This window comes from Microthrixaceae bacterium, from assembly GCA_016702505.1.
Lineage (GTDB): Bacteria > Actinomycetota > Acidimicrobiia > Acidimicrobiales > Iamiaceae > Aquihabitans.
Map to the genome: position 1 here is coordinate 372,858 of JADJDU010000003.1, position 26,131 is coordinate 398,988.

Here is a 26,131-nt window from a genome sequence, read left to right on the forward strand (position 1 = left end):
TGACCTGACAAGGAATAAGAGCGGTCATGTCATTATCATGAACGTCAAGTGCTCCCGCCTCTCCGGATCCCGCCACCGGATTGAGGCGGGGGCATCAACCCTTTTCGCCCGACCCGCTCGGACGGCTCGGTGCAGCGTTCGCCTCCCAGCCATGAAGCGCTGCCACCCGTGACACCACCCGGGCGAACACGTCCGGGTGCAGCGCCGCCCCCTCTCGTCGGATCTCCGAGGGGATGAACCGCAGCAGCCGGGATGCGTCGACGTAGCTGACCCGACCCTTGGAGTCCCAGGCCCCTCGCCCGATCTCGATCCACTCCGCGGCATCGGCACGATCGCGATGGCTTCGACTCGAGAGTTGAAGCCCGACCAGGAGGTGATTCTGATAGCCGATCACCAGAACCGGTCGGTCCTTGCCCTGAGCCGCGTCCTCCTCGTAGGGCACCCAGGCCCAGACAACCTCCCCGGGATCGGCGTCGCCATCACGATCGGGTGCATAGCTGACCGTGATCCCGTCATCACTCGAAGGCCACAGACGATCCGCCGTGGCACGAGGACCGGGAACCCGGCCATCGGGGTGCCCCAGCGGCGCGGTGAATCGACGCCGCAACCGACCGAGGACCCCTCCTGACATTGCCCAACCGTAGGAGATGGAGATCGACCAGGGGCCGTACCATCGCCACGACCTCAGGAGGGCACAGTGGACATCGCCGATCTACAGGACGTGATCGCCCGCACCTACGGCGACCGCGACCGCCAACGGGGAACTCCAGCCACCGTGGCATGGCTGTGCGAGGAGCTGGGCGAACTGGCCCAGGCCACTCGCAAGGGAACGCCCGAGCAGCAGCTCCACGAACTCGGTGATGTGCTGGCCTGGCTGGCCTCGCTGGCCCACCAACTCGGGTTGTCACTGGACGAGGCGGTCCAGCGCTACGCCGGAGGCTGTCCGCGCTGCGCCCAGATCCCCTGTGGCTGCCCCTGAGGAACCAGCCGCCCGCGGTCGGTCAGCGCTCGGCGGCCACCAGCTCAGCCAGTTGAACGGCGTTGAGGGCTGCGCCCTTGCGGAGGTTGTCGTTGGACAGGAACAGGGCCAGACCGTTCTCGACGGTCTCGTCCGGCCGGATCCGCCCGACAAAGGTGGGGTCGGCACCGGCCGCCATGAGCGGCGTCGGCACGTCGGCCAGCTCCACCCCGGGGGCGTAGGCCAAGATCTGGCGAGCCAGCTCAGCACCTATCGGACGTTCGAACGAAGCGTTCACGGCCAGAGAATGCCCGGTGAAGACGGGGACCCGGACACAGGTCCCTGAAACCTTCAGGCCCGGAATGTCGAGGATCTTGCGGGTCTCGTTGCGAAGCTTCTGTTCCTCGTCGGTCTCCTCCAGACCGTCATCCACGATCGACCCGGCCAGCGGGACGACGTTGAAGGCGATGGGGGCCACGAACTTCTGAGGGGCCGGGAACTCCACCGCTCGACCATCGTGGGTGAGAGTGGCGGCCCGGTCGACCACCTTTCGGGCCTGCTCATCGAGCTCGGCCACCCCGGCCAAACCGCCTCCCGACACCGCCTGGTAGGTGGACACCACCATCGAGCGCAGACCGGCCTCGCGGTGCAGCGGACCCAGTACCGGCATGGCCGCCATGGTGGTGCAGTTCGGGTTGGCCACGATGCCCTTCGGGCGATCGCCGATGGCGTGGCCGTTGACCTCGGCCACCACCAGCGGCACCTCGGGGTCCATGCGCCACGCCGAGGAGTTGTCGATCACGACGGCCCCGGCGGCCGCAACCTTGGGAGCAAGCTCCTTGGAGGTGGTACCCCCGGCCGAGAACAGCACGATGTCGAGACCGGCGTAGTCGGCGGTGGCAGCGTCCTCAACGACGACATCACCGGTGGGGCCGTCCAGCGTCCGACCCGCCGAGCGGGCCGAGGCGAACAGGCGGAGCTCGGTGAGCGGGAACTGTCGCTCGGCGAGGATGCCCCGCATGACGCCGCCGACCTGACCAGTTGCTCCAACGATGCCTACACGCATGACCTAAGGCTACGGCCGACCTCGCCATCCCCCCAAGGGCTATTGGTCCCGCCTTCCCAGGCGAGGCGCCAGGCGCAGGTGGTTCATGACCCGGGATCATCGACCCCGTCGTTGTCGGAGTTGTCGGAGACGTCGGGGGACGTCGGGGGCCCCGGAGGAGGCGTAGGGGCCCCGCCCGCGCCAACGGGCCAGCCCGGCGGCGTGAACGCTTGCTTCGGACTCTTGGGGTGACGTCGCCGCCACCAGCGCCGTCCGATCCACGCCGCCACCAGGATTGGGGTGAACGGCAGGACGAACCCGACCCCGGCCACGAGCACGAGGCCGACGTTGGCCATGGCCACGCCTCCGGCTCGGAAGGCCTTGGCGAAGCCGGGCAGGTCATCGGCGACCTCGGGATCGGTGGCCTGGTCCTCGGTGAAGCGGACCGTCACCGTGGACAGATCGACCTGGTCGCGCAGGACCTGGAGCTGGCCCTTCATCTGCTCGATCTGGGTCTCCCGATTGGTCAGCTCGGTCTCGATGGCCAGGAGGTTGAGCACCCCATCGGCCTCGGCCAACAGCTCCCGGAGGCGCTGGGCGCTCACCTCGGTTCGGGAGATGCGGACCTCGAGATCCACCACCTGGTCGGTGACGTCCTGGGCATCGAGCTGCTTCTCGAGCACCTCGCCCAACTCGGCGATATCGCCGAGGACCGCGTCGAAGTCACCCACCGGAATCCGCAAGGTGATCGAGACCTCCCGGTCACCCTCCAGCGTCGCCGTCTGTTGGCCGACGTGGCCACCGGCCGCGGAGACCAGATCTCGGGCCCGGTCCGCCGCCTTCTCGATGTCGTCCACCCGCACCACCATGTCGGCCGTGTAGATGACTTCCCTGCGCACGCCGGGTACCTCGGCACCGTCGGGTACCTCGGCTCCCGCCTTGGCCGTCTCGGCCGCGGCATCCCCGCCGGAGTCAGTGGACCCTTCGCCGGAAGCCCCACCGGCGGTGGCGTCGGAGATCGACATCCCGACGGTGTTGAAGTTCTCCTTGCTCTCGGAACACCCGACAGCAAGGCCCAACACCGCTATGACCGGAACAACCAGAGAGGCCCGTCGATTCATCACGTGGTTCTAGACGAAACCCATCGCCGAAAGGTTCCCGGCTGGCCGTCGAAGCGACCCGCCAGGAGCGCTGGTCAGGCGGCGTCGAGGCCGAAGGCGGTGTGGAGGACCGCTACGGCACGGTCGCACTGGTCGCCGGCCACCACCACCGAGATGCGGATGGCCGATGTGGAGATCATCTCGATGTTGATCCCGTTGGCGGCCAGGGTCTCGAACACGGTGGCTGCCACCCCCGGGTTGGTCCGCATGCCCGCTCCCACGAGCGACACCTTGGCGATCGAGGGGTCCGAGAGGACCCGGTCTGCGCCGATCTCGGCTGCCACCTGCTCGGTCAAGGGCAGCACCGTGGCCAGCTCACCGGCAGGAAGGGTGAAGGAGATGTCGGTGTGACCGTGTTCGGACACGTTCTGCACGATCATGTCCACGTTGACGTCGGCCGATGCCAATGCCCGGAACACCTTGGCCGACACCCCGGGGCGGTCGGGTACCTGGGTGATGGTGATCTTGGCCTCGGAGTCGTCGCCGACCACGCCCGAAACAATCGCGTCTTCCATCTCAGGATCCTCCTCGATTATCCAGGTCCCCGGCTCCCAGGTGAAGGCCGAACGAACGTGGAGCGGAACGCCGTGGGTGCGGGCGAACTCGACGGCCCGCATGGCCGGCTTGGGACATCCGGCCGCGCACATCTCGAGCATCTCGTCGAAGGAGATGCGGGACATCCTGCGGGCGACCGGCACCACACGCGGGTCGGTGGTGAACACGCCCGACACGTCGGTGTACAGCTCGCACACGCCACCGAGCGCTTCGGCCAGAGCCACGGCCGTGGTGTCGCTGCCGCCCCGACCCAAGAAGGTGACGTCGTTCTCGGTGGAGACGCCCTGGGCACCACCCACCACCGGCACCCGCCCGGCGTCCACCGCGGCGCGGATGCGGTCGGCTCGCACCTCGAGGATCTTGGCGTTCATGTGGTTGGTGTCGGTGAGGAAGCCGGCCTGGCTCCCGGTGAACGAGTCGGCCGGAACCCCCAGATCGTGGAGGGCCATGCACAGCAGCGCGGTGGCCTTGCGCTCACCGGCGGTGATCAACATGTCCATCTCCCGGCCCGGGCGGGTCTTGGAGACCTGGCTGGCCAGGTGCAGGAGCTCATCGGTCTCCTTCCCCATGGCCGAGACCACCACCACCACCTGGTCGCCCCGCTTGACGGTGCGCGCCACGTGGTCGGCCACCTCACGGATCCGCTCGGGATCGGCAACCGAGGTGCCACCGAACTTCTGAACGACTACGCCCACGGCGTGGCACGGTATCCGCCCGGTCCGGTCAGTGGGAAACGGGTACGAGGTCCGCTGTTGGCAGCCCGAGCGGGGTCCTCAGACCTGGTGCAGCGGATCGGCGGGTACCTCGGGTCCGTCGACCATGACACCCCAGGAGCGCAGTTGTGCCACTCCGGTCGGGATGTCCCCGCCCACCAACGTGCACAGCGCCTTGAGGTCGTCGTGGCGTAGCGACAGGACCTTGCCGTTGAAGTCACCGCGGGCGTCGATGATCGAATGCACGAACCGGCGGATCGGGGCCGCCGGGTCGATGCGGCCCACCGCTTCGAGGTCGAGCACGATCTTGCGTCGCTCGCCCGCCGGGGCCATCGAGGTCGGCTCTCCAAGCAAAACACCAACGGGCACCTTGTAGAAGTCGGCCAGTGCCCGCAGGCGGGGAAGCGACAGCGTGCGGAACCCTCGCTCGTAGGCGCCCACCGCCGAGGCGCTCCACTTCCCCTCCGAACGGACCTCGACCTCGGCCAGCGACAGCCCCTGCGCCTGGCGGATGGCCCGAAGGCGCTGACCGACCGCACGGGTGAAACCGTCCTCGTCCAACGAAGCGGGGCCGGCCTCGGTGATGGTGTCGTCGGCGGCGGCGGCTGAGGTCACCTCCCCATTGTGCCCGCTCAGCACGGATCGGCAATACCCAACCACGGAGGGTGTCGGCTCGAGCTGGTCAGACCCGTCTCCCTCACGCCCTCGGGTACTGCTCCGACATGAGAGACCCGATGGCGCGCTTGTAGGGTCTGGCCACCATGGGAACCGAAAAACGAGAGCGCCAGAAGGCCAACCGCGCCGCCCGGATCGCCGCCGAGGAAGCAGCCGAGGCCAAGGCCCGCCGCATCAAGACCATCCGGAACGTGGTGCTGTTCGGCGTCGGCATCATCATCGTGGCCGTACTCCTGTCCCTCACTGCCTGCGGCTCGACATCGAACTCCGATGACAAGGCCGACCAGCCCACATCCACGTCGACCACCGACGGTTCCGGTGAGGAGGCGGCCTCCGAGCCGAGCTCGGTCAGCCGCCCCACCGAAGCTCCCGAGCACGGGATCGGAGAGTGCCCGCCCGTCGAGGGGGTCGAAGTCCCGGTGATCGACTTCACCGACGCACCCAAGCTCTGCATCGACCCCTCGCGTACCTACACCGCCACCTTCACCACCGACCTCGGTGAGTTCACCGTCGAGCTCGACACCAAACGGACCCCGATCACCACCAACAACTTCGTGACGTTGGCCCGGTTCGGCTACTTCGACGGCACCGACCTGTTCCGCACCGAGGCCTCCACCGGCATCATCCAGGGCGGCTCGCCCCACACCCAGTCCAACAGCGACCCCGGTCCGGGATACACCATCCCCGACGAGGCCCTCCCGTTCAGCGCCGATGACTACGGACCCGGCGCGCTGGCCATGGCTCGCACCTCAGCCCCCAACAGCGGCAGTGCCCAGTTCTTCCTGCTGGCCAACGAGGGAGGCCGCTACCTCGGCGATCCCGCCCAGCTGGGCCCCAGCGCTGGCTCCTACGTGGTGTTCGGCCAGACCGTGTCGGGACTCGACGTGCTGGTGGCCATCGCCGAACTAGACGACGGCACCGGTGTCCCGTCTTCACCAGTGGCCATCCAGTCGGTATCCATCACCCAGACCTGATCATCCCGAGCCAGGGCTCCAGCGCCTAGCCCACCGAGCCTGTTGGGTGCCGGAAACACCAGCGCGCCACGTCCTCACACCCTCTCGCCACGGGTGAGCGGAGGCCGTCTCGGCCAAGTAACGCCGAGCGCACGGCGAAGAAACCGCCGTGCGGGATGGTCTCACCATGACCGCCACCACCACACGCGCGCCGTCGCCGGGGCGCCACGTACTCGAGCTCACCCGAACCATGTTCCGGAAAGGCCCCGCCCAGCGGACCCTGCACCTCACCTGGTTCGCCTTCTTCTGCACGTTCGTGGTGTGGTTCAGCTTCGCCCCCTTCGCCACCACCATCGGGCGCCAGTTCGATCTCACCAAGGGTCAGCTCGTAACCCTCGGGCTCTGCAACCTGGCGCTGACCATCCCCGCCCGCTTGGTGGTCGGCACCCTGCTCGACCGCATCGGTCCCCGCCGCACCTTCACCGGAATCCTGGTCTACGCCGCGGCTGCCAGCCTGCTGTTCGCCACGGCGCAGAGCTTCGAGATGTTGGTGGTGAGCCGACTGGCGGTGAGCGTGGTCGGGGCCGGTTTCGTCGTCGGCATCCGGATGGTGGCGGAGTGGTTCCCCCGCTCCGAGCTGGGCACCGCCGAGGGCATCTACGGCGGGTGGGGCAACTTCGGCGCCGCCGCCGCCACCCTCGCCCTCCCGCCGCTGGCCGCCCTCATCGGCGGACCTGATGGCTGGCGCTGGGCCACCGGTGGGGTGGGTGTGGCCGCCGCCATCTACGGCCTGGCCTACTTCCGCCTGGTGGACGACACCCCCGCCGGAGTTCCCTTCGAGCGAACCCGGTCGGCCACCGCACTCCAGGTCCCTGACCGCCGGTCCGTGTTCGGCCTGATGGCGTTGTCGGTGCCACTGGCCTTCGCTCTCGGAGTCATCGTGTGGCGGATCAACGTGGCCGGCGTGATCGGCTCGGCTGGCATGGTCGGCGGGTTCGCCTTCGTAGTGGTGCTCCTCGGTCTTCAGCTCACCGCGATCTGGCGCACCAACACCGCGGCCCGCGCCAACGCCGTACCTGCCGCCGAGCAGTACCCGTTCCGATCAGTCGTGGCCCTGGCCTTCGCCTATGCCTGCACCTTCGGTTCCGAGCTGGCTGCGGTGTCGTTCCTGCCCGAGTACTTCGAGCGGACCTGGGGACTGTCGGAGATGGTGGCGGGCGCCGCTGCTGCCGGATTCGCCGTGCTCAACCTGGTGTCCCGACCCATGGGCGGAATGCTCTCGGACGTGGTGAGCAGTCGCCGTCGTTGGTTGTCCACCCTTCTGGCCGGCCTGTCCCTCGGGTTCGTGGCCCTGTCAACGGTGTCGGGCGACTGGCCGGTGGCCGCGGCCTTCGCCTTGGTGGTGGTCACCTCGATCTTCGCCCAACTCGGTAACGGCGCCGTCTACGCCATCGTCCCGTTGGTCAACAAGAAGGCCAGCGGCCAGATCGCCGGCATGGTCGGCGCCTACGGCAACGCCGGCGGAATCGCCTTCCTGACCACCCTCCTGTTCGCATCGACCGGGGTCGGGTTCTTGATCATGGCCGGAGCCGCGGCGCTGGCCATGGTGGCCGGCAGGTGGCTGGTGGAGCCCGGTCGCAACCCCTCCGATGCCACTCCGGCGGTGGTCGAGGCCACTGCGGGTAGCGGTCACCCAGGGATCGAGGTTGCCGGACTCAGCGTCGAGCCGGCCATGGCGGGCTGATCTCTTCGGCCAGCCATGACAGCTCTGGCGTTCAGCCTGCTGGTAACACTGTCGGAGGGGGTGGAGACCCGTTCGGGATCAGACGGGCAGAGCCGAGAGGTCGGCCGGCTGACCGCCCAGGAACACCGCTACCTCTCCAGCCCCTTTACTCCTCCAGGTGCCATCGGCGGCCCGGATCAGGGCGGTGCGCTCGTCCACGCCGGCCAACACCAGGTCTGGTGGGCACATGCGCAGGGTCCGGTGGGCGGCATCCTCGGACCAGTGATCGTGGGCCGGGATCACGGCCACACCCACCAGCAGGTCCAACCCAACGGTGAACGCCCCACCCCGGGGATCGACCATGGGATTGCACATCACCATCGCTCCCGCAGAGGAACCGGCCAGGACCCCGCCGTTGCGCCATGCCGTCGTCAACGCCTCCCACACCGGCGAATCCATGAGCACCGAGCGGGCGTGCATGGGCGACCCGCCGACCAGGTAGGTGAACCGAGATCCGGCCACGACGGCGGCGTTCTCGGGGTCCATGGCGTGGGGACGGGCCAAGACATCGAGCCCCCGGGCCTTTGCTCCGAGACGGTCGAACCACGAGACCGCCTGCTCGACCAGACGCTGGGGGTGCTCATAGGCAGCACCGGTAGGCAAGACCAGCACCTCGTCGGTGCCGGCCGCCTCCAGGAGGTCGGTATCGAAGCTGCACCCGTCGGTGAACTCGCCACCACCCACCAACGCCAAGGTCCCGGTCATGGGCCGACCATACCCCGGCACCTCGCCCGGCCTGGACCCGGTCGACTCCCGTCGAGGTCCGTCATTTGGGCGGGCATGGCGGAGGGTCGGTAGCTTGGCCCGCCATGACGATCAAGAGCGTTGGCATTCTGGGTTCGGGGATCATGGGGTCGGGCATCGCCGAGGTGGCAGCCAAGACCGGTCACACCGTGGTTCTGCGGTCGCGCAAGCAGGAGTCGGCCGACGCCATGGTCGCCGCCTTGGACAAGTCGCTGACCAAGCAGGTCGAGCGGGGCAAGCTCACCGAAGATGACAAGGCCGCCACCTTGGCCCGCGTCACCGCCACCGATCACATCGGCGCCCTGGCCGATTGCGACCTGGTGATCGAGTCGGTCGTCGAGGACCTCGACGTCAAGACCGCCTTGTTCAAGGAGTTGGACGGGATCGCCAAGGAGAGCGCCATCTTGGCCACCAACACCTCGACCCTGTCGGTGGTGAACATGGCCGTGGTCACCGACCGTCCCCAGCAGGTGGTGGGTGTCCACTTCTTCAACCCGGCACCCATGATGTCGCTGGTCGAGATCATCCGGCCCCTCACCGCGTCCGACGAGACCGTGGCCGCCGTCACCGAGTTCGCCCGGGCCTGCGGCAAGGACCCGGTTGAGGTCAAGGACCGGGCCGGGTTCATCGTGAACGCGCTGCTGTTCCCCTACCTGAACAACGCGGTGCGGATGCTGGAGAACGGCACCGCCAGCCGTGACGACATCGACACCGCCATGAAGGGCGGCTGCAACTTCCCCATGGGTCCGCTCGCCCTGCTCGACCTGGTGGGCCTGGACACGTCTTTGTCGATCCTCGACGCCCTCTACGAGGAGTTCCGCGACCCCAACTACGCCGCGGTCCCCGCCCTGCGCCGCATGGTCACCGCCGGGCAGCTCGGCCGGAAGTCCGGCCTCGGCTTCTACGACTACTCCAAGAAGTAGTCACGAACCCGACCGGTCCCCCGTTTCCTCCGGTCGAACCGGAGCCCACTTCCTGGGTGATGCCCGACCCGCGCCAAGGTTCGGATCCGTCGGGCCTGGTCGCGGTCGGGGCCGATCTGGAACCGGGGACGGTACTGGCCGCCTATCGGGCCGGGCTGTTCCCGATGCCGTTCCGGAAGCGGTCGGTCGGGTGGTGGTCGCCCGACCCCCGCGGTGTGATCCCCCTCGACGGTCTGCGGATCAGCCGGTCGTTGCGTCGGAGCTGCCAGCGCTATCAGGTGCGGGTGGACACCGCCTTCGACCGGGTGATCGCCGCGTGCGGCGACCCCCGCCGGGACCACGGCTGGATCAACCGGTCCATCGTGGACGCCTACACCCACCTGCATCAGATGGGCTGGGTCCACTCGGTCGAGACCTGGACCCCAGAAGGCGAGCTGGTTGGCGGTTTGTACGGAGTGGCGGTGGGTGGACTGTTCGCCGGCGAGTCGATGTTCAGCCACCGCACCGACGCATCCAAGGTGGCCCTGGTGGAACTGGTCGAACGCCTCCGAACCGGCGGAACGACCCTGCTCGACGTGCAGTGGACCACCGACCACCTGGAGTCGCTGGGCGCGGTGGACGTGCCCCGGGCTGGCTACGTCGCCATGGCCGCCGAGGCGGTGGCCCTCCCCCAGACCACCGCCTTCTGCTGACCCGGGCTGCCGCACCGGTCTGACGCCGAGGGTCCGCGCCGGAACGGTTCGGTCCTGTTCGCCGGGAGAATTCCGAGAGTGCGGTAAACCTGACGGCGTCTTGCGGCGAGTGAGTGCCATGACAGACCTGAAGCGCGTGGAGGTAACGACGGTGCCAGATCGGCCTCAACGCCATCTCCGAACAGCACCCGAGCCGGAAGGCTCCACCGAACCGTCGGGGCAACCGACCGCGGTCACTACCGGGGCCTTTGACGACCTGTACCGGGCCGAATGGTCTGCCATCGTCGCCCTCGGTTGGACGCTGACCGGGTCTTGGGTCCAAGCCGAAGAACTGGCCCAGGATGCCTTCACCGACACCTACCGGAGGTGGGCCGACGTCGCGCGGTTCGACCGCCCCGGGGCGTGGGTCAGGCGGGCGGTGATCAACCGGGCCGCTTCGTACCATCGACACCGGGCCGTGGAGAACCGGGGGCTGGAGCGCTGGTCCTCGATGGAGCGGGACGGTGCCACCCATGCAGGAACCGACCTGACCGGAGACGCGGCCACCGACCGAACCACCGACCCCGTCTTCTGGGCGGCCATGCGGTCACTTCCCGAGCGTCAGCTCGCGTGCCTGGCCCTCCACTACCTGGAAGACCTGTCGGTGGCGGCGATCGCCAACATCCTGGGCTGTCGACAGTCGACGGTGAAGGTCCACCTCCACCGGGGCCGAAAGGCGTTGGCCGACCAACTCTCTGCTCAGGCGACAACAGAGGCAGGGCACGGAACCGCGATGGGGGCAGAGCGATGAACGACCCGACGTCTCCCGCCAACCAGCACTCCACCCGACGTTCGTCCCGGCAGACGGACACCGACACTCACACCCACACGGGAGTCCCGATGATCGACGACATCGATGCCCGAGGCCGGGCCGCAGCAAATCAGGTCCTGACCGAAGCGACTACCAGACCGGTCCCCACCTTCGACCCAGAACGGGTCGCGACGGTCCCGGCCCCAACCATGGCCGATAGCGACCCCCGGAGACCGGCTCGACTACTGCTGGCGGCGGCCGCGGTGATCGCCGTGGTCGCCGCCGGCGTGGTGTGGTCGACCTCGAGAGACGGAGACGACCAGACCCCGGCCGGGCAGGTCCGCACCAACCTGATCCGCCCGTACCTGCCCGAACCTCCGCCCGAAGGTCTGAAGCTGGCCGGGGTCGCCGATATCGACGACTCAGGGACCGACCTGGCCGGAACGGACGCCGAGGGCGGGCCGCTGATCACTTACGGTCCGGCAGTGGATGATCCCCGCCTCGGGATCACGGTGATGGCCAACGAAATGGACCTCTCCGGCGAGGACTCTCCCGAGACTGTGCAGATCGGCGAGCAGACCGCCGTCATCCAATCCGACCCCGCGTACGGGGGTACGACCATGTTGGCCATGGCCCTTCCGGGCCAACCGGCGGGCCGGACCCTGATGGTGATCGGCCGGGACGTCCAACGCGAGCTCATCACCAAGGTCGCCGGAGCGACCACCGTCGACGGGCTCGAGCCGGTGGTGGACAGCGAGATCCTCCCCGACGGTTGGAGCCTGCTGAGCAATGACCCCGGCGGCCTGATGGGTGCATCACCCATGGCGGCAGCACGGGGCGGGATCGGCCGCCGGGCCCACATGGCCTCGTACATGTCCAACGGCGCTGACCCCCAGTCCATGCTCACGGTCACCGTGGCCGCCGCGGATGAATCCTCCACCTTCACCCAGCGGCTGTTCCTGGCCGAGTCCGAAGCGGTCACGGTGCGGCCACCAAGGAGTGGTCGGACGCATTGGTGGCCCCGATACCGGAGTCGAGGGCTGGGTGCTGCTGTGGCTGGAACGGCCGGGAGAGGCGATTTCGATCACGGGCCTCGGGATGGATCGCGCCGCGGTGGAAGCGGCGGCCGAAAACCTCGAACCGGTCGACGACGCCCGATGGCGTGAGCTTCTGGAGTCGACCAAGCTCGGCGACCTGCTCGGCTGGCAGGACCCAGAGCAGAGCCAGGAGGTCGCCCGGGGCCAGTTCGCTGACGGCACCGGGTGGGTGCTGCGACTGGTCACCTACGACGTCATCTCCGACGACGCCGGAGCGAGCGGACAGGTGAGCAGCGACAGCGAAAGCTCAGAAGGGACCGGCAGCTCCGACGAGCCAGTCGCTGACACCCAGCCCGAACCCATCCTGGAGCTCACGGTTGCGCTCAGCGGAAATTCCTCCACCAGCAGCGAGGGCGGAGCTGTCAGCGAAGGTCCCGGAGGCGATGGAGGGCCCGGAACCGAGCCGGTGTTCGGACAGTTGTCCACCACCACCATCGAAGGCCGTACCTTCGGCGCCGGCGAGGTGTCAGAGGCGGTCACAAGGGTGGTCCTGGTCGACCGGGACGGCAACGTGGTGGCAGAGGCTGAACTGGTGTTTGGGGCCGGCGTCCACGCCTGGGTGGCCGAGATGACTCCGTCGGGTGGAGACCTGGCCCGTCAACCGGTCGAGGCGGTGGCCTACGACGCTTCGGGCAACGAGCTGGCCCGAAGGGCGGTCCCCTGGGCGACCGGCGACGGATCCATGCAGTTCCCCGGGGATCCGGGCGTGGATCCCGACATGCCCACCACCACTGTCGGCGGTTGAGCCGAGGACCCGTCGGGGCAGGTCGGATCAAACCTGTCCCGACGGGCTGACCAACCTGACCAAGTGGTCAAGTTCTGGCAGGCTGGGAGCGTGACCGACCCGACCCGAGCCGTGTCCGACGCCGCCCCACCCGCCACCGACGGGGCCGGTCTGATCACCCACTTCCGCGGCCCCTACGCCGACGGTCCGCCGCCCGAAGCGCTCCGTGTCCACCCACCTCAGCTCGACAGGTTCGGCCTGGCCGAGGTGCGCAGGGCCTTCGTCATCGGTTTCGTACTGGTGGCCTCGGTGCTTCGAGCCCTGGTCTTGTGGGGAATCCGCCGCCAAGGCCGAAAACCGGCTGCCGCCGCCTCCGAGGGCCTGGTCGACGGTTTCGAGGTCCTCGGTCCCACCTTCGTGAAGCTGGGCCAGCTGATCGCATCATCACCCAGCCTGTTCCCCGAACCGCTGGTGGAGGCCTGTGCCCGCACCCTCGACGAGGTCGGCCCGTTCGACCCGGCCGAGGTGAGGGCCATGGTCACCAAGGAACTGGGCCGACCACCGGGCCAGTTGTTCAAGTCGTTCGACGACCGGCCGCTGGCGTCGGCGTCCATCGCCCAGGTCCACGCAGTCGAGCTCCCTGACGGACGCCAGGCGGTGCTCAAGCTGCAACGGCCCGACATCGCCGAGCGGATGAACACAGATCTGCGGATCCAGCACTTCATCGCCCGCACCGTGCTCAGCCGGCTCAAGGCCATGAGCACCGCCAACGTCACCGCCATCATCGAGGACCTGCACCAGGTCACCAACCAGGAGCTGAACGCGGTTCTGGAAGCCCACCGCCAGACCCGGTTCAGAGACCAGATCTCCGCCTTCGGTGACAACGCCGGCATCACCGCTCCCGAGGTCTACTGGGAGTACTGCGGACCCCACCTGATCTGCATGGAGCGCATGTCCGGAGTTCCGATGGACGAGTTCGACGTGATCGAGGCCATGGGCATCGACGGCGAGCTGCTCCTGCGGCGGGGGATCAAGGTGTGGATGGAAGCGGCGCTGATCCACGGGCCCTTCCACGGCGATGTCCACGCCGGGAACCTGTGGGTGCTGGACGATGGCCGGGCCGCCTACCTCGACTTCGGGATCATGGGTGAACTGCCTGATCTTTGGAAGCAGACCCTGAGCGACATCCTCTACACCGCCATGATCGACCAGGACTACCGGCGGGTGGTCCGGGCCTACCAGCGGGTGGGGGCCATGCCCGCCGACATCGACCCCGAGATCGCCGGGCCCCAGATAGCCATGATCATGGAACCGATGCTGGTTCAAGGCGTCGGTTCGATACCTCTGGGAGAGAGCCTCAAGGCCAACCTGGAGCTGGCCCAACAGCTTGGCCTCACCGCCCCCAAAGAGCTGGTGCTGGTGTCCAAGCAGCTCCTCTATTTCGAGCGCTACGCCAAGGTCCTGGCCCCCGGCTACGTGCTGGCCAGGGACGCGTTCCTGGTGCGCAACGTCTTTCCCGACGACGTGGCTCAACTCGTCGCCAACCAGGGCATCACCCTGCCGGATTGACGCGGCCGGGCGACTCGGACCGGCCCAGGGTTCAGCGGCCGGTCCTGGCCACCTGCACCGCCACGAAGGTCGACAGCAACGCCGGGGGCACCATCACCGCCAGCATCGCCGGTGCCTGCCCCGTGGCCCCGACCCAGAAAAGTATGTAGACGGTGGCGTACACGATCCCGCCGGCCACGAACATCGCGACGGCGGGGGCCCACCGGCGACCGGCCAGGATCCCGCCGGCCGCAACCAACGAACCGACGATGCCCAGCACCAGGTCGGCCAACAGGAACGAGTTGGTTACGGCCCGCTCGGCCCCGAGCATCTCGAAACCTCCGCGCTCCTCGGTTCGTAGCCACAACAGAATCCAAAACGCCGCCCCGGTGATGGCCTGGATCAAGAAGTAGCCCCCGTAGGTTCGCCGGGCCAGTTCGTCATCCACAGCGTCGGACGCTACGGCACCGGCCGCGACCGGAAACCGACAAACACCCGAACCGGACGGGTCGAACCGCCAGACCAGGGCACCGCCGAAGCCTTCACCGGTCAACAGGGGATGTCTTTGCCGGCGCGCCACGCCGCGAAGATCTGACGTTGCGTCAGGTTCCCGGGTTCGCTCGGTGTGACATTTCAGGTCGGCACGGCGGAGAATGGGGCATGACCGACCAGCGCCAGCCGGACCGTCCGTGGATGATGCGGACCTACTCGGGCCACTCGACGGCCAAGGCCTCCAACGAGCTGTACCGCACCAACCTGGCCAAGGGCCAGACCGGGCTCTCGATCGCCTTCGACCTGCCGACCCAGACCGGCTACGACAGCGACGATCCCAAGGCTCGAGGCGAGGTCGGCAAGGTCGGTGTACCGGTCTCCCACATCGGCCACATGGAGACGCTGCTCAGCGGGATCCCGGTTGGTGAGATGAACACTTCGATGACCATCAACGCCACCGCGGCGTGGCTGCTCGGCCTCTACGTGGCCAACGCCGAACGTCAAGGCGTGGAGTCCAAGGCGCTGCGGGGCACCACCCAGAACGACATCGTCAAGGAGTACCTGAGCCGCGGCACCTACATCTACCCGCCGTTGCCGTCACGGCGCCTGATCGTCGACATGTTCGCCTTCTGTCAGGAGTGGATCCCCCACTGGAACCCGATGAACGTGTGCAGCTACCACCTGCAGGAGGCCGGAGCCACACCGGTCCAGGAGATCGCCTACTCCCTGGCCACCGCCATCGACGTGCTCGACGCCGTGCAGGCGTCGGGCCAGGTCCCCGAGGACCGCATGGCCAACGTGGTCGCATCGATCAGCTTCTTCGTGAACGCTGGCATCCGCTTCGTGGAGGAGACCTGCAAGATGCGGGCCTTCACCCAGATGTGGGACCGCCTCACCGCTGAGCGCTACGGCGTCACCGACCCCAAGGCCCGCCGCTTCCGCTACGGCGTGCAGGTCAACAGTCTCGGCCTCACCGAGGCCCAGCCCGAGAACAACGTGCAGCGCATCGTGCTGGAGGCACTCGGTGTCACCCTGTCACGAGATGCCCGGGCCCGGTCGCTCCAGCTTCCGGCCTGGAACGAGGCCATGGGTCTGCCTCGCCCCTGGGACCAACAGTGGGCACTGCGGATCCAGCAGGTGCTGGCCTTCGAGACCGACCTGTTGGAGTACGACGACATCTTCGCCGGATCTCACGTGATCGAGGCCAAGACCAACGCCTTGATCGAGGAGGCCCAGGCCGAACTGGACGACGTCTTGTCGCTGGGCGGGGCCTTCGAGGCCATCGACGAGCTGAAGGGCCGCCTTGTGCGCAGCCATGCCGAGCGGATGCGCCGCATCGAATCGGGTGAGCTGAAGGTGGTGGGTGTCAACTGCTTCACCGAGACCGCTCCCTCGCCGCTCGACGGTGACGACAACATCTTGAAGGTCGACCCCGCCGTGGGTGAGCAGGCCAACGCCGATCTGGCCGAGTGGCGCAGCACCCGGGACTCCGACGCGGTGAAGCGCAGCCTCGACGAGCTGCGCCGCGTGGCGCGCTCGGGCGAGAACGTGATGCCGGCCACCATCGACCTGGCCCACGCCGGCGGCACCACCGGCGAATGGGCCGAGGTGTTGCGTGAGACCTTCGGCGAATACCGGGCCCCCACCGGAGTGGCGGCCGCGGCCGGAGCCGGCGGCGGGTCCCAGGGGCTGCGCGACGTGGCCGAGCGGATCAAGGCTCGGACCGAAGGACCACCCCGATTCCTGGTGGCCAAGCCCGGTCTCGACGGTCACTCCAACGGAGCCGAGCAGATCGCCGTTGCCGCCCGCGACGCCGGGTTCGAGGTGATCTACCAGGGGATTCGCTTGACTCCCGAGCAGATCGCCGCGGTGGCCCGAGACGAGGACGTGGACGTGATCGGCCTGTCCATCTTGTCGGGCAGCCACCTTGAGCTGATCCCCGAGGTGGTCCGCCTGGTGCGCGAGCTCGGGGTCAACGCCCCGGTCATCGCCGGCGGGATCATCCCCGAGGACGACCGGCCCCGCCTGCTCGACCAGGGCGTTGCCGCGGTGTACACCCCCAAGGACTTCGAGCTGGCCCGCATCATGGGCGAGGTCCTCGACCTCGTCGGGTAAGGAGCCAGCCGACAGGGCCACCCAGGCCAGGACCCACGCGGGCCGACGAGGTCCCACCACGCCGCACCGGTCAGAGCGGCGCGACTCCACCTCGAGTCCCTGACAACCGGCTACCCCTCGTGCTGGTCACGCATCGAACGAGGCCAAATGCCGTCCAACTCGGCCAGCACCGACGCGGTGTCGGCGCCGAGCGGGCGACCGGCCCAGCGCAGGCGACCCGGCGTCTCCGACAACCGCGCCACCAAACCCTGCATGGGAGCACCGTCCAGATCTACGACCGTTCCCCGGGCCTGAACATGGGGATCTTTGGCCAGCTCGCTCATGTCGTAGACGGGGGCGGCGGCGGCGTGGGCCGCTTCGAAGATGGCCAGGACCTCGTGGCGTGGTCGATCCGCACACCAATCGGCCACTCGGGCTTCCACCTCGTCACGGTGGGCGATCCGCCCGGCGAAGCCCTCCATCCTCGGATCGCCACCCAACCCGACGATCTCCATCACCCGCTGGGCTACAGACTCGGCGCTGGTGGAAATCGCCACCCACAGCCCGTCGGCACAGAGATAGGTACCCCTTGGCACCGAATAGGGGATCCCCGAGCCCAACCGTGGTTGGAGGCCACCGTTCAGCTTCCAGTGGCTCATCAGTGGGCCCATCATCTGGAACAACGACTCGAGCAGGTTGACGTCGACGACCTGGCCCACGCCGGAGTGAAGGGCGACCATGGTGGCGAAGGCCGCGACCAGGCCGGTGACCTCGTCGGTCAGGGCGATGGGTGGGAGCAGTGGGGCGCCGTCTGGTTCACCGTTGATGGCGGCGAAGCCCGACATGGCTTCGGCCAGGGTGGCAAACCCGGGGCGCTGGGCATAGGGGCCGTCCTGACCGAACCCACTTACACGGGTCACCACCAACTTGGGGTTAGCGGCGATGAGCTCCACCGGATCCAGACCCAGCCGCTCGAGGGTGCCAGGCCGGAAGTTCTCGATCAAGACATCAGCGGTGGCCGCCAAGCGCACCATGGCGTCCAGGTCGGTCGGATCCTTGAGGTCGAGCACCACCGTTCGCTTGTTTCGGCCGATGAGCTTCCACCACAGCGTGACGTCGTCTCGAGGGTCGGTCCAACCCATGGCTCGGGTGGTGTCACCCGAGCCAGGTCTTTCCACCTTGATCACGTCGGCCCCGAAATCGGCCAGATAGCGGCCGCAACCGGGGCCGGCCACCACGGTGGCCATGTCGATGACCCGGAGGTCGTGCAACGGCCCGTCACCGGGTCCGGGGGGTGCGGGGGGTTGCGGCCGCGCCTCGTGGTCGCCGTCGTGGCCTATCACTGGAGGACGTGACAGCCACGACCCGGGCGTCGCCCGGTCAAGGCCCGGATGGAGGCGGTGGCCGCGCTGTCTCCAGCCAGATCCGACAGCACCCGGACGGTGACGTCGGCCGATGCCGGGGGCGGGTTCACGTCCAGGCCGATGGCATCGGCCAGATCGAGCCCGTGGACCACCAACTCGACGACCCTGGTGGCCAGGTACTGATCCAGCGCCATCTCGCCCACCATCAGGTGGCAGGTGGCGTCGGCGGGGGTGTCGGCGATGAGCTTCTCGCAGTGGAGCGCCAACTCGTCGGTGGCGGTCACCCAATCGTCTCGCTCGGCCGCCTCGCGTTTGGCTCGGGCCGCTATGTGAACGTGTGGGGTCTGCTCAGCCAGAACGATCCGGAAGTACTCAGCGGCGGTAGCGATCGGGGTGGGGTCGACCGTCTCTCCGGTCAGGTAGTCGATCACGGTCCGATAGGCCCGGTCGGTGTGGGCCACCAGCTCACGGACCGACCACTCCCCCAGCGCGGGCTGGTTCCAGTAGTCGCTGTCCACCGCTCCGACCATGGAACGCCACCAATGGCTGGCGAACCGGAACGCATCCGAGGTCTCCTCGATCCGAAACACGGTGTCGGGCACTGGTAGCTCCTGGTCTGTCGGTAGCGGACACGGACGAACGAGGACCTCAGCCCAGACCGATCCCGAAGCAGCGGTCGGCCAGGCTCCCGAAGGCGTAGTCCTCGTACAGCCCTTCATACATGTGACGGGTTCGGTCGCTCCACCTGAGGGCAGCAGGATCGGAGATCCGGTGCACGATCTGGAGGATCCCACCTTCGTGAACCCGGTATTCGGCCCACACCCCGGGAAAGTCCTTGACCGAGGCCACCTCCACCCAGGGCACGTCTCCGGTGGCCTCGAACCTACGGACCCGGTTGCGGTGGGTGTGACCGGCGAAGTAGCCCCGGATCGCCGGGCGGCGGGCTACCAAGTCGACCAGGGCATCTGACGCGTCCACATCTATGCCGAAGGTGTGGTCGGCCTTCTCGGCCGACCGTCGGTCACCGACGTGGTGATGGCCGAAGAGGAGCACCGGGCCGTCGGCCACCGCGGCCAACGAGTCGACCTCGTCGAGTTGATCGGCCGAGAGAGTCCCCGCCGCCGAACCGTCCACCGACGTGTCGACCATCACCAGGGTGACTCCGGGGAGATCGATGCGCTGCACCGGGTCGGCCGCGAACCGGGCGTGGTGGTAGGACTCGTGATTGCCCCGCACCACGTGGAGCCGATCGCCGAAGGCGGGCTCGTACACAGAGCGGAAGGCGTCGTACTCGGCGACGGTCCCGTTGGAGGTGAGGTCTCCCTTGACCAGCACCGCGGCGGCACCCGCGGCGGCGATCTCGGCCACCGCGGCCCGGTTCATCATCTCGGGATAGGGCGGGTCGCCGGGCTCAGCGCGAAAGGTCGGGCCGATGTCCACACCGTGGACCTCACCGCACACCTCTTCACCGAAGTGGACATCGTTGACGGATACGAAGGTGGCCAACAGCTCACCGGGTTCGGGCAGGGTCTCGAACGCGAAGCCGTCCAGCTCGTAGACGGTGGACGGCTCCAACCCCTGATATCGCCGTATGAGGCTGCCCTCGTGGACCACCGCGGACCGGGACCCAACGGTGGTGAGCTCGGGCGGGGGGGACGCGTGGCTGACCGCGTCCCACCAGTCGACGACAGGATCAGAGCCGTCGGGGGGTACGGCGTCCATCGCCTGTGACCCTACCGCCGTCCTGGGCCGAGGTGGTCGTCCTCAGCGACCGACGGTCACCAGGGTCGGATGCGACGCGACGGGATCGGCTTGGACCACCACCGGCCCGACCACTTCCAGCGCGGCGACTCGACGGCAGCCGGGCTCCCCGACGCGGGGGTGGCGGTCTGCAACGCAGCCAATATCGCCACCACCTCCTCTTCGGTGGGGTCGGGGTGATGGTGGTGGGATCGATCACGACGAGGCCTCGGTGTGGGGAGAAGGGCCGGGCTTCACAGTGGCATGTTGCCGTGCTTGCGGGGCGGCAGCTCTTCCTTCTTGGAATCCAACATCTGGAAGCCGTCGATCAGCATCCGACGGGTGTCGGCCGGGTCGATCACGTCGTCTACATAGCCACGCTCGGCGGCCACGTACGGGTTGAGCCACTTCTCGGAGTAGGCATCGACCAGTTCGGCCTTCTTGGCGTCCTTGTCGTCGGCCGCGGCGATCTCGGTGCGGTTGAGGATCTCGACCGCACCCTGGGCCCCCATGACGGCCAGTTCGGCCGACGGCCAGGCGTAGGCCAGGTCGGCCCCGATGGACTTGGAGTCCATGACCACGTAGGCACCGCCGTAGGCCTTGCGGGTGATGACCTGGATGCGGGGCACGGTGGCCTCGCAGTAGGCGTAAAGGAGCTTGGCCCCATGGCGGATGATGCCGTTGTACTCCTGGTCGACACCGGGCAGGAACCCGGGCACGTCGACGAAGGTGAGCAACGGGATGTTGAAGGCATCACAGGTCCGCACGAAGCGGGCCGCCTTCTCGGAGGCTTCGATGTCGAGCACGCCGGCATAGGCCGCAGGCTGATTGCCCACGACACCGACCGACTGGCCACCGAGACGGATGTAGCCGCAGATGATGTTGGTGGCCCAGCGGGGGAAGTACTCGAAGAACTCGTTGTCGTCGGCCACCGCCTCCACGACCTTGCGCATGTCATAGGGGACGTTGGCGCTGTCGGGGATGAGGTCGAGCAGCTCGGGCGTGGCCCGGTCGTGGGGGTCACCCGAGTCCAGGATCGGAGGGGTCTCGAGGTTGTTGGACGGCAGGAACGACAGCAAGAAGCGCACGTCGTCGAGCACGGCCTTGTCGTCGGGGGCGGTGAAGGCGGCAATGCCCGACTTCGAGGAGTGGGTGTGGGCGCCGCCGAGTTCCTGCTGGGTGACGTCCTCGCCGGTCACGGTCTTCACCACGTCAGGGCCGGTGATGAACATGTAGGAGGTGTCGTCCACCATGAAGATGAAGTCGGTGAGGGCCGGGCTGTAGACGGCGCCGCCCGCGCACGGGCCCATGATCACGCTGATCTGGGGGGTGACCCCCGAAGCCAGCACGTTGCGGTGGAAGATGCCACCGTAGGAGGCCAAGCTCACCGGGCCTTCCTGGATGCGGGCACCGGCGCCGTCGTTGATGCCGACCACCGGCGCACCGACCTTGAGGGCCATGTCCATGACCTTGTGGATCTTCTCGGCGAACACCTCGCCCAGCGCCCCGCCGAACAGGGTGAAGTCCTGGGAGAACACGAACACCTTGCGGCCGTCCACGGTGCCCCAGCCGGTGATCACACCGTCGGTGTAGGGCCGGTCCTCCACGTCGGGGCTGCGGTGCCGCGCCAGCATGTCGAGCTCGTGGAACGAACCCGGATCGAGCAGGTAGTCGATCCGCTCACGGGCCAACATCTTCCCGCGGTCGTGCTGACGCTGGATGGACCGCTCGGATCCAGGGCTGAGGGCCTGCTCCTTGCGGGCCAGCAGGTCGTCCAGGCGCTCGCGGATGGTGTGCTCGGGCATCCCGCAAAGCTAGAGGTTCTTTCGAACCGGTCGGAAAAGACCGCGGTCGGGTCAGATCCGGATCAGATCGACCAGGCGATCGAACACCGCGGTGTCACCGACGAGGTCGACGGCGGTCAGCGGTCGGCGGCGCCACAGGACCAACAACAGATCCGGGGCCGAGCCTCGTACCGCCACGTCGCCTTTGGCGTGGCCCTTCGAAACCACGGCGGCGCCGTCGGACACCGAGATCAGCCATTCTGCCGCCAGGTCCGAGCCATCGGGGCCGGGGGTCGACGGGTCGGTTCCATGGAGGTGGATCGACCGTTCGTCCAGGTCCTCCGGCAGTCGACCGGCCCGGCGCTGCCACAACGGGAGGAACACATCGAGCCACTCTTCGACCCCGTCTACGGCCACGTCCTTTTCAAACGAAGCCGAGTCCCCGCCGTGGGACTCGCGCAAGGCATCGTCCACGTCGACGAGGTGGACGGCTAGCTCGTGGGCTTGGCGGCGAGCCCAGAAGCCGCCAGGCTGAGGGCCGGTGAAGGTGGCGACCGGGGCATCCAGGTCGAGGGCGGCGAGGCGGCGCCCGAGTGCAGCGTGGGCGTCGCGGTACTCGGGCAGGCACGCCGGTCCCGGCGACAGGTCGGCCACGCTACGAGCCACCTCCCCTGGATCGGCATCGATCGGCGCAGTCAGGTATGCCAACACCCGTCGATGGACCTTGCCGGTGTGACGGATCACGTCCTCCACCGTCCAACCGGCAACGGTCGGAACCGGCAGGGCCAGGGCTTCCGGCGAGACCGAAGCCATCTGTGCTCCCTTGGCCTCGTACACCTCGAGCAGGCGTTCACGCGGGAGCAGGCCGAGCGCAGACATGGTCCGATTCTGGCACCAGTCGATCCCTCCGGTCTGCCGGCCTCAGAAGTTTCGGAGCGCTCCACCACCGTCAGGCACTCGCCTCCAACGCGGCTGGCGACCCCCCGGTTCACCCTCCCGGAGACCGTTGCGACCCGCCACGGTTGGTCCTAACGTGCCGACCCGGCCCGGCGACCGGTCGGTGCCTCGTTCGAACGGGGATCATCTGATGGTTGCTGACCGGGGCCGCAAGGCCGTCCGACTCACCGCGGCAGTGCTGGTGGCGACATCGCTCGCCCTGACCGGATGTTCCTCTGACGACGACGGGAGCAGCAAGGCCGCGGGCGCCGATTCGTCGTCCAGCACCACCGCCGCCGTGTCGACCGATCCGGGCTACTCCCCACCGGAATGCGATCAGGGGGCCACGACCGACGACGTGAAGACCACGCCGGTGGATGGCACCCCTTCGGATCTGACCCTCACCTCCCACGACGGCACCGAGATCCGCATGCACTGGTTCCCGGCCGACGATGTGACCGACGAGGAGCCCGCTCCCACCGTTCTCATGGGGCCGGGTTGGTCGCTGGCCGGCAGCGTCGAAGACACCGAGACCGTCATGTTCGGCGCTCTCGACATCTCCTCGATGAACGAGCGGGGATACAACGTGCTCACCTGGGACCCCAGAGGATTCGGTGAGTCCGGTGGCACCGCCTCGGTCAACGACCCTGAACTAGAAGGTCGGGACGCCCAGATCCTTCTCGACTGGGTGGCCGAACAGCCCGAGGCCCTCACCGACGACGAAGGCGACCCCCGGGTGGGGATGGTCGGGTTCTCCTACGGGGGCGGAATCCAGCTCACGTTGTCGGGCCTGGACTGTCGGGTGGATGCAATCGTCCCGGGCATCGCTTGGAACTCCCTGGAAACGGCGCTGTTCCGCAACGAGACGGTCAAGACCGGCTGGGCCGGCATCCTGGTGCAGGCGGCATCTGCCGGAACCGTCGACCCCCACATCCCCAGCTCGTACGAATCTGGGACCACCACCGGCACCCTGAGCGACGAGGACCGGGAGTGGTTCCTCGGCCGGGGGCCGGGCGAGCTGGTCGACAAGATCCGGGTACCCACCCTTCTGGTCCAGGGCACCGTGGACACGCTCTTCACCCCCGACGAAGCCATCACCAACTTCGGTGTGCTGGCCGGCAACGACGTGCCCGTCAAGATGCTGTGGTTCTGCGGTGGCCACGGGGTATGCCTCACCGACGAGGGAGATGCCGATCGGGTGAGCGAAGCATCCTTCGCCTGGCTCGACCGGTGGGTGAAGCGAGACACCAAGGTCGACACCGGCCCGGTCCTCGATCTGATCGACCAGCGTGGCGTGGCCTGGACCGGTGAGACCTGGCCGCCCAAGGCGGGCAGCGCGCTGGAAGCGGCCGGGTCGGGCACCCTCTCCCTCACCGCCGAAGGCGGATCCACCGGACTCGAACTGTCCGATGGGGATGGCGGCATCCTCGGGGGCCTGGTGGCCTCCAGCACCCCGGTGCGGGCTTCCAACGCGCTGAACGTCGCGGCATCGGTCGAAGACGACGTCTTGATCGTCGGCGCGGCCGAGCTGACCATCACCTACAAGGGCACCGTTGAGGCCGGAGACCGGCCGATGCGGGTGTTCGCCCAGCTGGTGGATGACCAGAACGACGTCGTCATCGGCAACCAGATCACCCCGGTTCCCGTCGAGCTCGACGGGGTCGAGCACACCGTGACGGTACCGCTGGAGTCGGTTATCCAGTACCTGAAGGCCGGCGAGACGATCACGCTTCAGATCGTGGCCACCACCGGTGCCTACGCCCAGCCCCGGCTGGGGGGTGAGATCGAGTTCTCGTCGGTGTCGCTCTCTCTGCCCACCACCAAGGCCCTGACCGAGACCCCCTGAGGGCTCCCTCCAGTCATCGCCTCGCCACCTGACCGACTAGGACGCTGACGGGTGCCGACGCGCCCTACCAGCGACGATCGACGAGAAGGCCCGTACGCTGCCGGACATGGATCTGCCGGTAATGCCCCCGCTGTCGCCGATGCTGGCCAAAGCGGCCACCGCTCTACCCGAGGCCGAGGCCGGGACGTGGTGGTTCGAACCCAAGTGGGACGGTTTCCGATGCATCGTCTTCCGCGACGGCGACGAGGTGGAGCTCGGCTCCCGCAACGACCGACCGCTGACCCGCTACTTCCCCGAGTTGATCGGACCCTTGCAGGCTTCGCTGCCCGAACGCTGTGTGCTCGACGGCGAGGTCGTGGTGGCCGGGCCCGACGGACTGGCTTTCGATGCCCTTCAACAGCGCATTCACCCGGCGGAGTCCCGCATAACCAGGTTGGCGGCCGAGACCCCCGCCGCCTTCGTGGGCTTCGACCTGCTGGCCTTGGGCGACCATTCGCTGATGGATGTGGCCCAATCCGAGCGCCGACGCTTCCTGGAGGAGATCCTGGTTCCCTCGTCGTCGGTTCACCTGACGCCGGGCACCTTCGATCGAGACCTGGCCGCCGACTGGTTCTCCCGCTTCGAGGGGGCGGGCCTCGAAGGGGTCATGGCCAAAGCTGCCGCCGACCCCTACCAGCCGGGCAAGCGGTCCCAACTCAAGATCAAGCACCTGAGGACGGCCGACTGTGTGGTGGCCGGGTTCCGGGAACACAAGAACGGTGACGGACCGGGGTCGCTGATGCTGGGCCTCTACGACGACGACGGCAACCTCCACCACCTCGGAGTGGCATCGTCGTTCTCGGTGGCCCGTCGGGCCGAGCTGCGAGATGAGCTGGCCCCCTACGTGACCGAGAGCTGGTCGGACCACCCGTGGGGGCGTTGGGCCGAGGCTGCCGCCCACGAGTCGTCCGGCGGCCGCCTTCCCGGCGGCCAGTCCCGCTGGAACGCCAACAAGGACCTGTCATTCACCCCACTTCGCCCCGAACTGGTGGCGGAGGTGGCCTACGAGCGAGTCGACAACGGTCGGTTCCGCCACAGCGCACGGTTCCAGCGCTGGCGCCCAGATCGAGACCCGGGGTCTTGCACCTTCGGTCAGCTAGAGGTGGTTGCGCCGTTCGAGCTGACCGAGGTCCTCGGGTCGACCAACCGCTGACGACCCGATCCTCGGATGCGGTTTGCGGGGGCGCGGGTGCGGCCGGTAGGTTGCGCCTTCGCCTCGGCAACGGGGTGAGGCGTCAGAACCCTCGGGTTCAGGCACCAGAAGGTCCCGTGGTGCAGTTTGGAGTGCACGCCGGCCTGTCAAGCCGGAGGTCGCGGGTTCAAATCCCGTCGGGACCGCTCTGGTGGCATCGACTCCGGTCGATCCACCGGAAACATGGGGTCGGGTAGCTCAGTTGGCAGAGCGTCCGCCTGAAAAGCGGAAGGTCACCGGATCGACGCCGGTTCCGACCACCAGGAGTACCAGCAGGTCGGGCC

25 protein-coding genes and 2 tRNA genes are annotated in these 26,131 nt (G+C 68.0%); 15 read left to right on the plus strand and 12 right to left on the minus strand.

The window, feature by feature from the left end; genetic code table 11:
- Nucleotides 1-94: 94 nt before the first annotated feature.
- Nucleotides 95-631, minus strand: coding sequence for a type II toxin-antitoxin system PemK/MazF family toxin (locus IPG97_04835; protein MBK6855888.1), 537 nt, complete (start codon nt 629-631; stop codon nt 95-97).
- A gap of 66 nt (nt 632-697) precedes the next feature.
- Here IPG97_04835 and IPG97_04840 point away from each other — a divergent pair, with 66 nt between their 5' ends.
- Entirely contained in the window at nt 698-979 is a 282-nt protein-coding gene (locus tag IPG97_04840) for a pyrophosphohydrolase (GenBank protein ID MBK6855889.1), read from the plus strand.
- Between the two features lie 22 nt (nt 980-1,001).
- Here the strand turns inward: IPG97_04840 and IPG97_04845 are convergent, their stop codons facing one another.
- The 4 genes from IPG97_04845 to IPG97_04860 all read right to left on the minus strand — a co-directional run bounded on the left by IPG97_04845 (nt 1,002) and on the right by IPG97_04860 (nt 5,046).
- A complete protein-coding gene (locus tag IPG97_04845) occupies nt 1,002-2,024 on the minus strand; it encodes an aspartate-semialdehyde dehydrogenase (GenBank protein ID MBK6855890.1) in 1,023 nt (340 codons plus the stop codon).
- 83 nt (nt 2,025-2,107) lie between these two features.
- Nucleotides 2,108-3,124: a DUF4349 domain-containing protein gene (locus IPG97_04850; GenBank protein ID MBK6855891.1), complete on the minus strand. Its 1,017-nt coding sequence runs from the start codon at nt 3,122-3,124 to the stop codon at nt 2,108-2,110.
- Between the two features lie 74 nt (nt 3,125-3,198).
- Nucleotides 3,199-4,413 carry an aspartate kinase gene (locus IPG97_04855; GenBank protein ID MBK6855892.1) on the minus strand — a complete coding sequence of 405 codons (1,215 nt, stop codon included), beginning with the start codon at nt 4,411-4,413 and terminating at the stop codon, nt 3,199-3,201.
- Between the two features lie 78 nt (nt 4,414-4,491).
- On the minus strand, nt 4,492-5,046 hold the full coding sequence (locus IPG97_04860; GenBank protein ID MBK6855893.1) for a helix-turn-helix domain-containing protein: 555 nt from the start codon (nt 5,044-5,046) through the stop codon (nt 4,492-4,494).
- 146 nt (nt 5,047-5,192) lie between these two features.
- Between IPG97_04860 and IPG97_04865 the strand changes: the two genes are divergently transcribed.
- Both IPG97_04865 and IPG97_04870 read left to right on the plus strand, forming a co-directional pair.
- A complete protein-coding gene (locus tag IPG97_04865; protein ID MBK6855894.1) occupies nt 5,193-6,080 on the plus strand; it encodes a peptidylprolyl isomerase in 888 nt (295 codons plus the stop codon).
- 229 nt (nt 6,081-6,309) lie between these two features.
- The gene (locus tag IPG97_04870; protein MBK6855895.1) at nt 6,310-7,803 is read left to right on the plus strand and encodes an MFS transporter; all 1,494 of its coding nucleotides are present in this window, start codon (nt 6,310-6,312) and stop codon (nt 7,801-7,803) included.
- 78 nt (nt 7,804-7,881) lie between these two features.
- Here IPG97_04870 and IPG97_04875 read toward each other — a convergent pair whose 3' ends face one another.
- Nucleotides 7,882-8,547 (minus strand): Type 1 glutamine amidotransferase-like domain-containing protein, encoded by a 666-nt coding sequence (locus IPG97_04875; protein ID MBK6855896.1) that lies wholly within the window; start codon nt 8,545-8,547, stop codon nt 7,882-7,884.
- A 104-nt stretch (nt 8,548-8,651) separates the two neighbouring features.
- On the opposite strand from IPG97_04875, the gene IPG97_04880 reads away from it, so the two are divergent.
- The 6 genes from IPG97_04880 to IPG97_04905 all read left to right on the plus strand — a co-directional run bounded on the left by IPG97_04880 (nt 8,652) and on the right by IPG97_04905 (nt 14,381).
- On the plus strand, nt 8,652-9,509 hold the full coding sequence (locus IPG97_04880) for an NAD(P)-binding domain-containing protein (GenBank protein MBK6855897.1): 858 nt from the start codon (nt 8,652-8,654) through the stop codon (nt 9,507-9,509).
- A 59-nt stretch (nt 9,510-9,568) separates the two neighbouring features.
- Nucleotides 9,569-10,201 carry a leucyl/phenylalanyl-tRNA--protein transferase gene (locus IPG97_04885; protein MBK6855898.1) on the plus strand — a complete coding sequence of 211 codons (633 nt, stop codon included), beginning with the start codon at nt 9,569-9,571 and terminating at the stop codon, nt 10,199-10,201.
- Nucleotides 10,202-10,319: 118 nt separating this feature from the next.
- A complete protein-coding gene (locus IPG97_04890) occupies nt 10,320-10,991 on the plus strand; it encodes a sigma-70 family RNA polymerase sigma factor (GenBank protein ID MBK6855899.1) in 672 nt (223 codons plus the stop codon).
- Nucleotides 10,992-11,080: 89 nt separating this feature from the next.
- Nucleotides 11,081-12,157 (plus strand): hypothetical protein, encoded by a 1,077-nt coding sequence (locus tag IPG97_04895; protein ID MBK6855900.1) that lies wholly within the window; start codon nt 11,081-11,083, stop codon nt 12,155-12,157.
- Entirely contained in the window at nt 12,090-12,833 is a 744-nt protein-coding gene (locus IPG97_04900; protein ID MBK6855901.1) for a hypothetical protein, read from the plus strand. The genes IPG97_04895 and IPG97_04900 overlap by 68 nt, the downstream gene beginning before the upstream one ends.
- A gap of 150 nt (nt 12,834-12,983) precedes the next feature.
- Nucleotides 12,984-14,381 (plus strand): AarF/ABC1/UbiB kinase family protein, encoded by a 1,398-nt coding sequence (locus tag IPG97_04905; protein ID MBK6855902.1) that lies wholly within the window; start codon nt 12,984-12,986, stop codon nt 14,379-14,381.
- A gap of 31 nt (nt 14,382-14,412) precedes the next feature.
- Here IPG97_04905 and IPG97_04910 read toward each other — a convergent pair whose 3' ends face one another.
- Nucleotides 14,413-14,808: a hypothetical protein gene (locus IPG97_04910; GenBank protein MBK6855903.1), complete on the minus strand. Its 396-nt coding sequence runs from the start codon at nt 14,806-14,808 to the stop codon at nt 14,413-14,415.
- Between the two features lie 212 nt (nt 14,809-15,020).
- Here IPG97_04910 and IPG97_04915 point away from each other — a divergent pair, with 212 nt between their 5' ends.
- Entirely contained in the window at nt 15,021-16,967 is a 1,947-nt protein-coding gene (locus IPG97_04915; GenBank protein ID MBK6855904.1) for a protein meaA, read from the plus strand.
- A gap of 110 nt (nt 16,968-17,077) precedes the next feature.
- Here IPG97_04915 and IPG97_04920 read toward each other — a convergent pair whose 3' ends face one another.
- From IPG97_04920 to IPG97_04930, 3 genes are all read right to left on the minus strand, one after another.
- Complete coding sequence (locus tag IPG97_04920) at nt 17,078-18,193, minus strand: CoA transferase (GenBank protein ID MBK6855905.1); 1,116 nt, start codon at nt 18,191-18,193, stop codon at nt 17,078-17,080.
- 92 nt (nt 18,194-18,285) lie between these two features.
- Nucleotides 18,286-18,912 (minus strand): maleylpyruvate isomerase N-terminal domain-containing protein, encoded by a 627-nt coding sequence (locus IPG97_04925; protein ID MBK6855906.1) that lies wholly within the window; start codon nt 18,910-18,912, stop codon nt 18,286-18,288.
- A gap of 46 nt (nt 18,913-18,958) precedes the next feature.
- Nucleotides 18,959-20,032, minus strand: a complete 1,074-nt coding sequence (locus IPG97_04930) for a metallophosphoesterase (protein ID MBK6855907.1) — start codon at nt 20,030-20,032, stop codon at nt 18,959-18,961.
- Nucleotides 20,033-20,101: 69 nt separating this feature from the next.
- Here IPG97_04930 and IPG97_04935 point away from each other — a divergent pair, with 69 nt between their 5' ends.
- Entirely contained in the window at nt 20,102-20,251 is a 150-nt protein-coding gene (locus tag IPG97_04935; protein ID MBK6855908.1) for a hypothetical protein, read from the plus strand.
- A gap of 53 nt (nt 20,252-20,304) precedes the next feature.
- On the opposite strand, the gene IPG97_04940 is transcribed toward IPG97_04935, so the two are convergent.
- Together IPG97_04940 and IPG97_04945 are read right to left on the minus strand one after the other, a co-directional pair.
- Nucleotides 20,305-21,855, minus strand: coding sequence for an acyl-CoA carboxylase subunit beta (locus tag IPG97_04940; protein MBK6855909.1), 1,551 nt, complete (start codon nt 21,853-21,855; stop codon nt 20,305-20,307).
- 51 nt (nt 21,856-21,906) lie between these two features.
- Nucleotides 21,907-22,713: a maleylpyruvate isomerase N-terminal domain-containing protein gene (locus IPG97_04945; protein MBK6855910.1), complete on the minus strand. Its 807-nt coding sequence runs from the start codon at nt 22,711-22,713 to the stop codon at nt 21,907-21,909.
- Between the two features lie 208 nt (nt 22,714-22,921).
- Here IPG97_04945 and IPG97_04950 point away from each other — a divergent pair, with 208 nt between their 5' ends.
- The 4 genes from IPG97_04950 (at nt 22,922) to IPG97_04965 (ending at nt 26,110) form a co-directional block, all read left to right on the plus strand.
- On the plus strand, nt 22,922-24,616 hold the full coding sequence (locus tag IPG97_04950) for a hypothetical protein (protein MBK6855911.1): 1,695 nt from the start codon (nt 22,922-22,924) through the stop codon (nt 24,614-24,616).
- A gap of 106 nt (nt 24,617-24,722) precedes the next feature.
- Nucleotides 24,723-25,808, plus strand: a complete 1,086-nt coding sequence (locus IPG97_04955) for an ATP-dependent DNA ligase (GenBank protein ID MBK6855912.1) — start codon at nt 24,723-24,725, stop codon at nt 25,806-25,808.
- 110 nt (nt 25,809-25,918) lie between these two features.
- Nucleotides 25,919-25,993, plus strand: a tRNA-Asp gene (locus tag IPG97_04960).
- A 41-nt stretch (nt 25,994-26,034) separates the two neighbouring features.
- A tRNA-Phe gene (locus IPG97_04965) sits at nt 26,035-26,110 on the plus strand.
- Nucleotides 26,111-26,131: the final 21 nt, after the last annotated feature.

What these genes read in the sequence shown, in the direction of transcription:
- IPG97_04900 (MBK6855901.1), top strand. Translation starts at nt 12,090, where the DNA reads ATGGATCGCGCCGCGGTGGAAGCGGCGGCCGAAAACCTCGAACCGGTC.
- IPG97_04920 (MBK6855905.1), bottom strand. Translation starts at nt 18,193, where the DNA reads ATGGCCACCGTGGTGGCCGGCCCCGGTTGCGGCCGCTATCTGGCCGAT.
- IPG97_04940 (MBK6855909.1), bottom strand. Translation starts at nt 21,855, where the DNA reads ATGCCCGAGCACACCATCCGCGAGCGCCTGGACGACCTGCTGGCCCGC.
- IPG97_04935 (MBK6855908.1), top strand. Translation starts at nt 20,102, where the DNA reads ATGCGACGCGACGGGATCGGCTTGGACCACCACCGGCCCGACCACTTC.
- IPG97_04955 (MBK6855912.1), top strand. Translation starts at nt 24,723, where the DNA reads ATGGATCTGCCGGTAATGCCCCCGCTGTCGCCGATGCTGGCCAAAGCG.
- IPG97_04895 (MBK6855900.1), top strand. Translation starts at nt 11,081, where the DNA reads ATGATCGACGACATCGATGCCCGAGGCCGGGCCGCAGCAAATCAGGTC.
- IPG97_04865 (MBK6855894.1), top strand. Translation starts at nt 5,193, where the DNA reads ATGGGAACCGAAAAACGAGAGCGCCAGAAGGCCAACCGCGCCGCCCGG.
- IPG97_04885 (MBK6855898.1), top strand. Translation starts at nt 9,569, where the DNA reads ATGCCCGACCCGCGCCAAGGTTCGGATCCGTCGGGCCTGGTCGCGGTC.
- IPG97_04870 (MBK6855895.1), top strand. Translation starts at nt 6,310, where the DNA reads ATGTTCCGGAAAGGCCCCGCCCAGCGGACCCTGCACCTCACCTGGTTC.
- IPG97_04890 (MBK6855899.1), top strand. Translation starts at nt 10,320, where the DNA reads ATGACAGACCTGAAGCGCGTGGAGGTAACGACGGTGCCAGATCGGCCT.
- IPG97_04945 (MBK6855910.1), bottom strand. Translation starts at nt 22,713, where the DNA reads ATGTCTGCGCTCGGCCTGCTCCCGCGTGAACGCCTGCTCGAGGTGTAC.
- IPG97_04850 (MBK6855891.1), bottom strand. Translation starts at nt 3,124, where the DNA reads ATGAATCGACGGGCCTCTCTGGTTGTTCCGGTCATAGCGGTGTTGGGC.
- IPG97_04835 (MBK6855888.1), bottom strand. Translation starts at nt 631, where the DNA reads ATGTCAGGAGGGGTCCTCGGTCGGTTGCGGCGTCGATTCACCGCGCCG.
- IPG97_04880 (MBK6855897.1), top strand. Translation starts at nt 8,652, where the DNA reads ATGACGATCAAGAGCGTTGGCATTCTGGGTTCGGGGATCATGGGGTCG.
- IPG97_04930 (MBK6855907.1), bottom strand. Translation starts at nt 20,032, where the DNA reads ATGGACGCCGTACCCCCCGACGGCTCTGATCCTGTCGTCGACTGGTGG.
- IPG97_04845 (MBK6855890.1), bottom strand. Translation starts at nt 2,024, where the DNA reads ATGCGTGTAGGCATCGTTGGAGCAACTGGTCAGGTCGGCGGCGTCATG.
- IPG97_04950 (MBK6855911.1), top strand. Translation starts at nt 22,922, where the DNA reads ATGGTTGCTGACCGGGGCCGCAAGGCCGTCCGACTCACCGCGGCAGTG.
- IPG97_04875 (MBK6855896.1), bottom strand. Translation starts at nt 8,547, where the DNA reads ATGACCGGGACCTTGGCGTTGGTGGGTGGTGGCGAGTTCACCGACGGG.
- IPG97_04915 (MBK6855904.1), top strand. Translation starts at nt 15,021, where the DNA reads ATGACCGACCAGCGCCAGCCGGACCGTCCGTGGATGATGCGGACCTAC.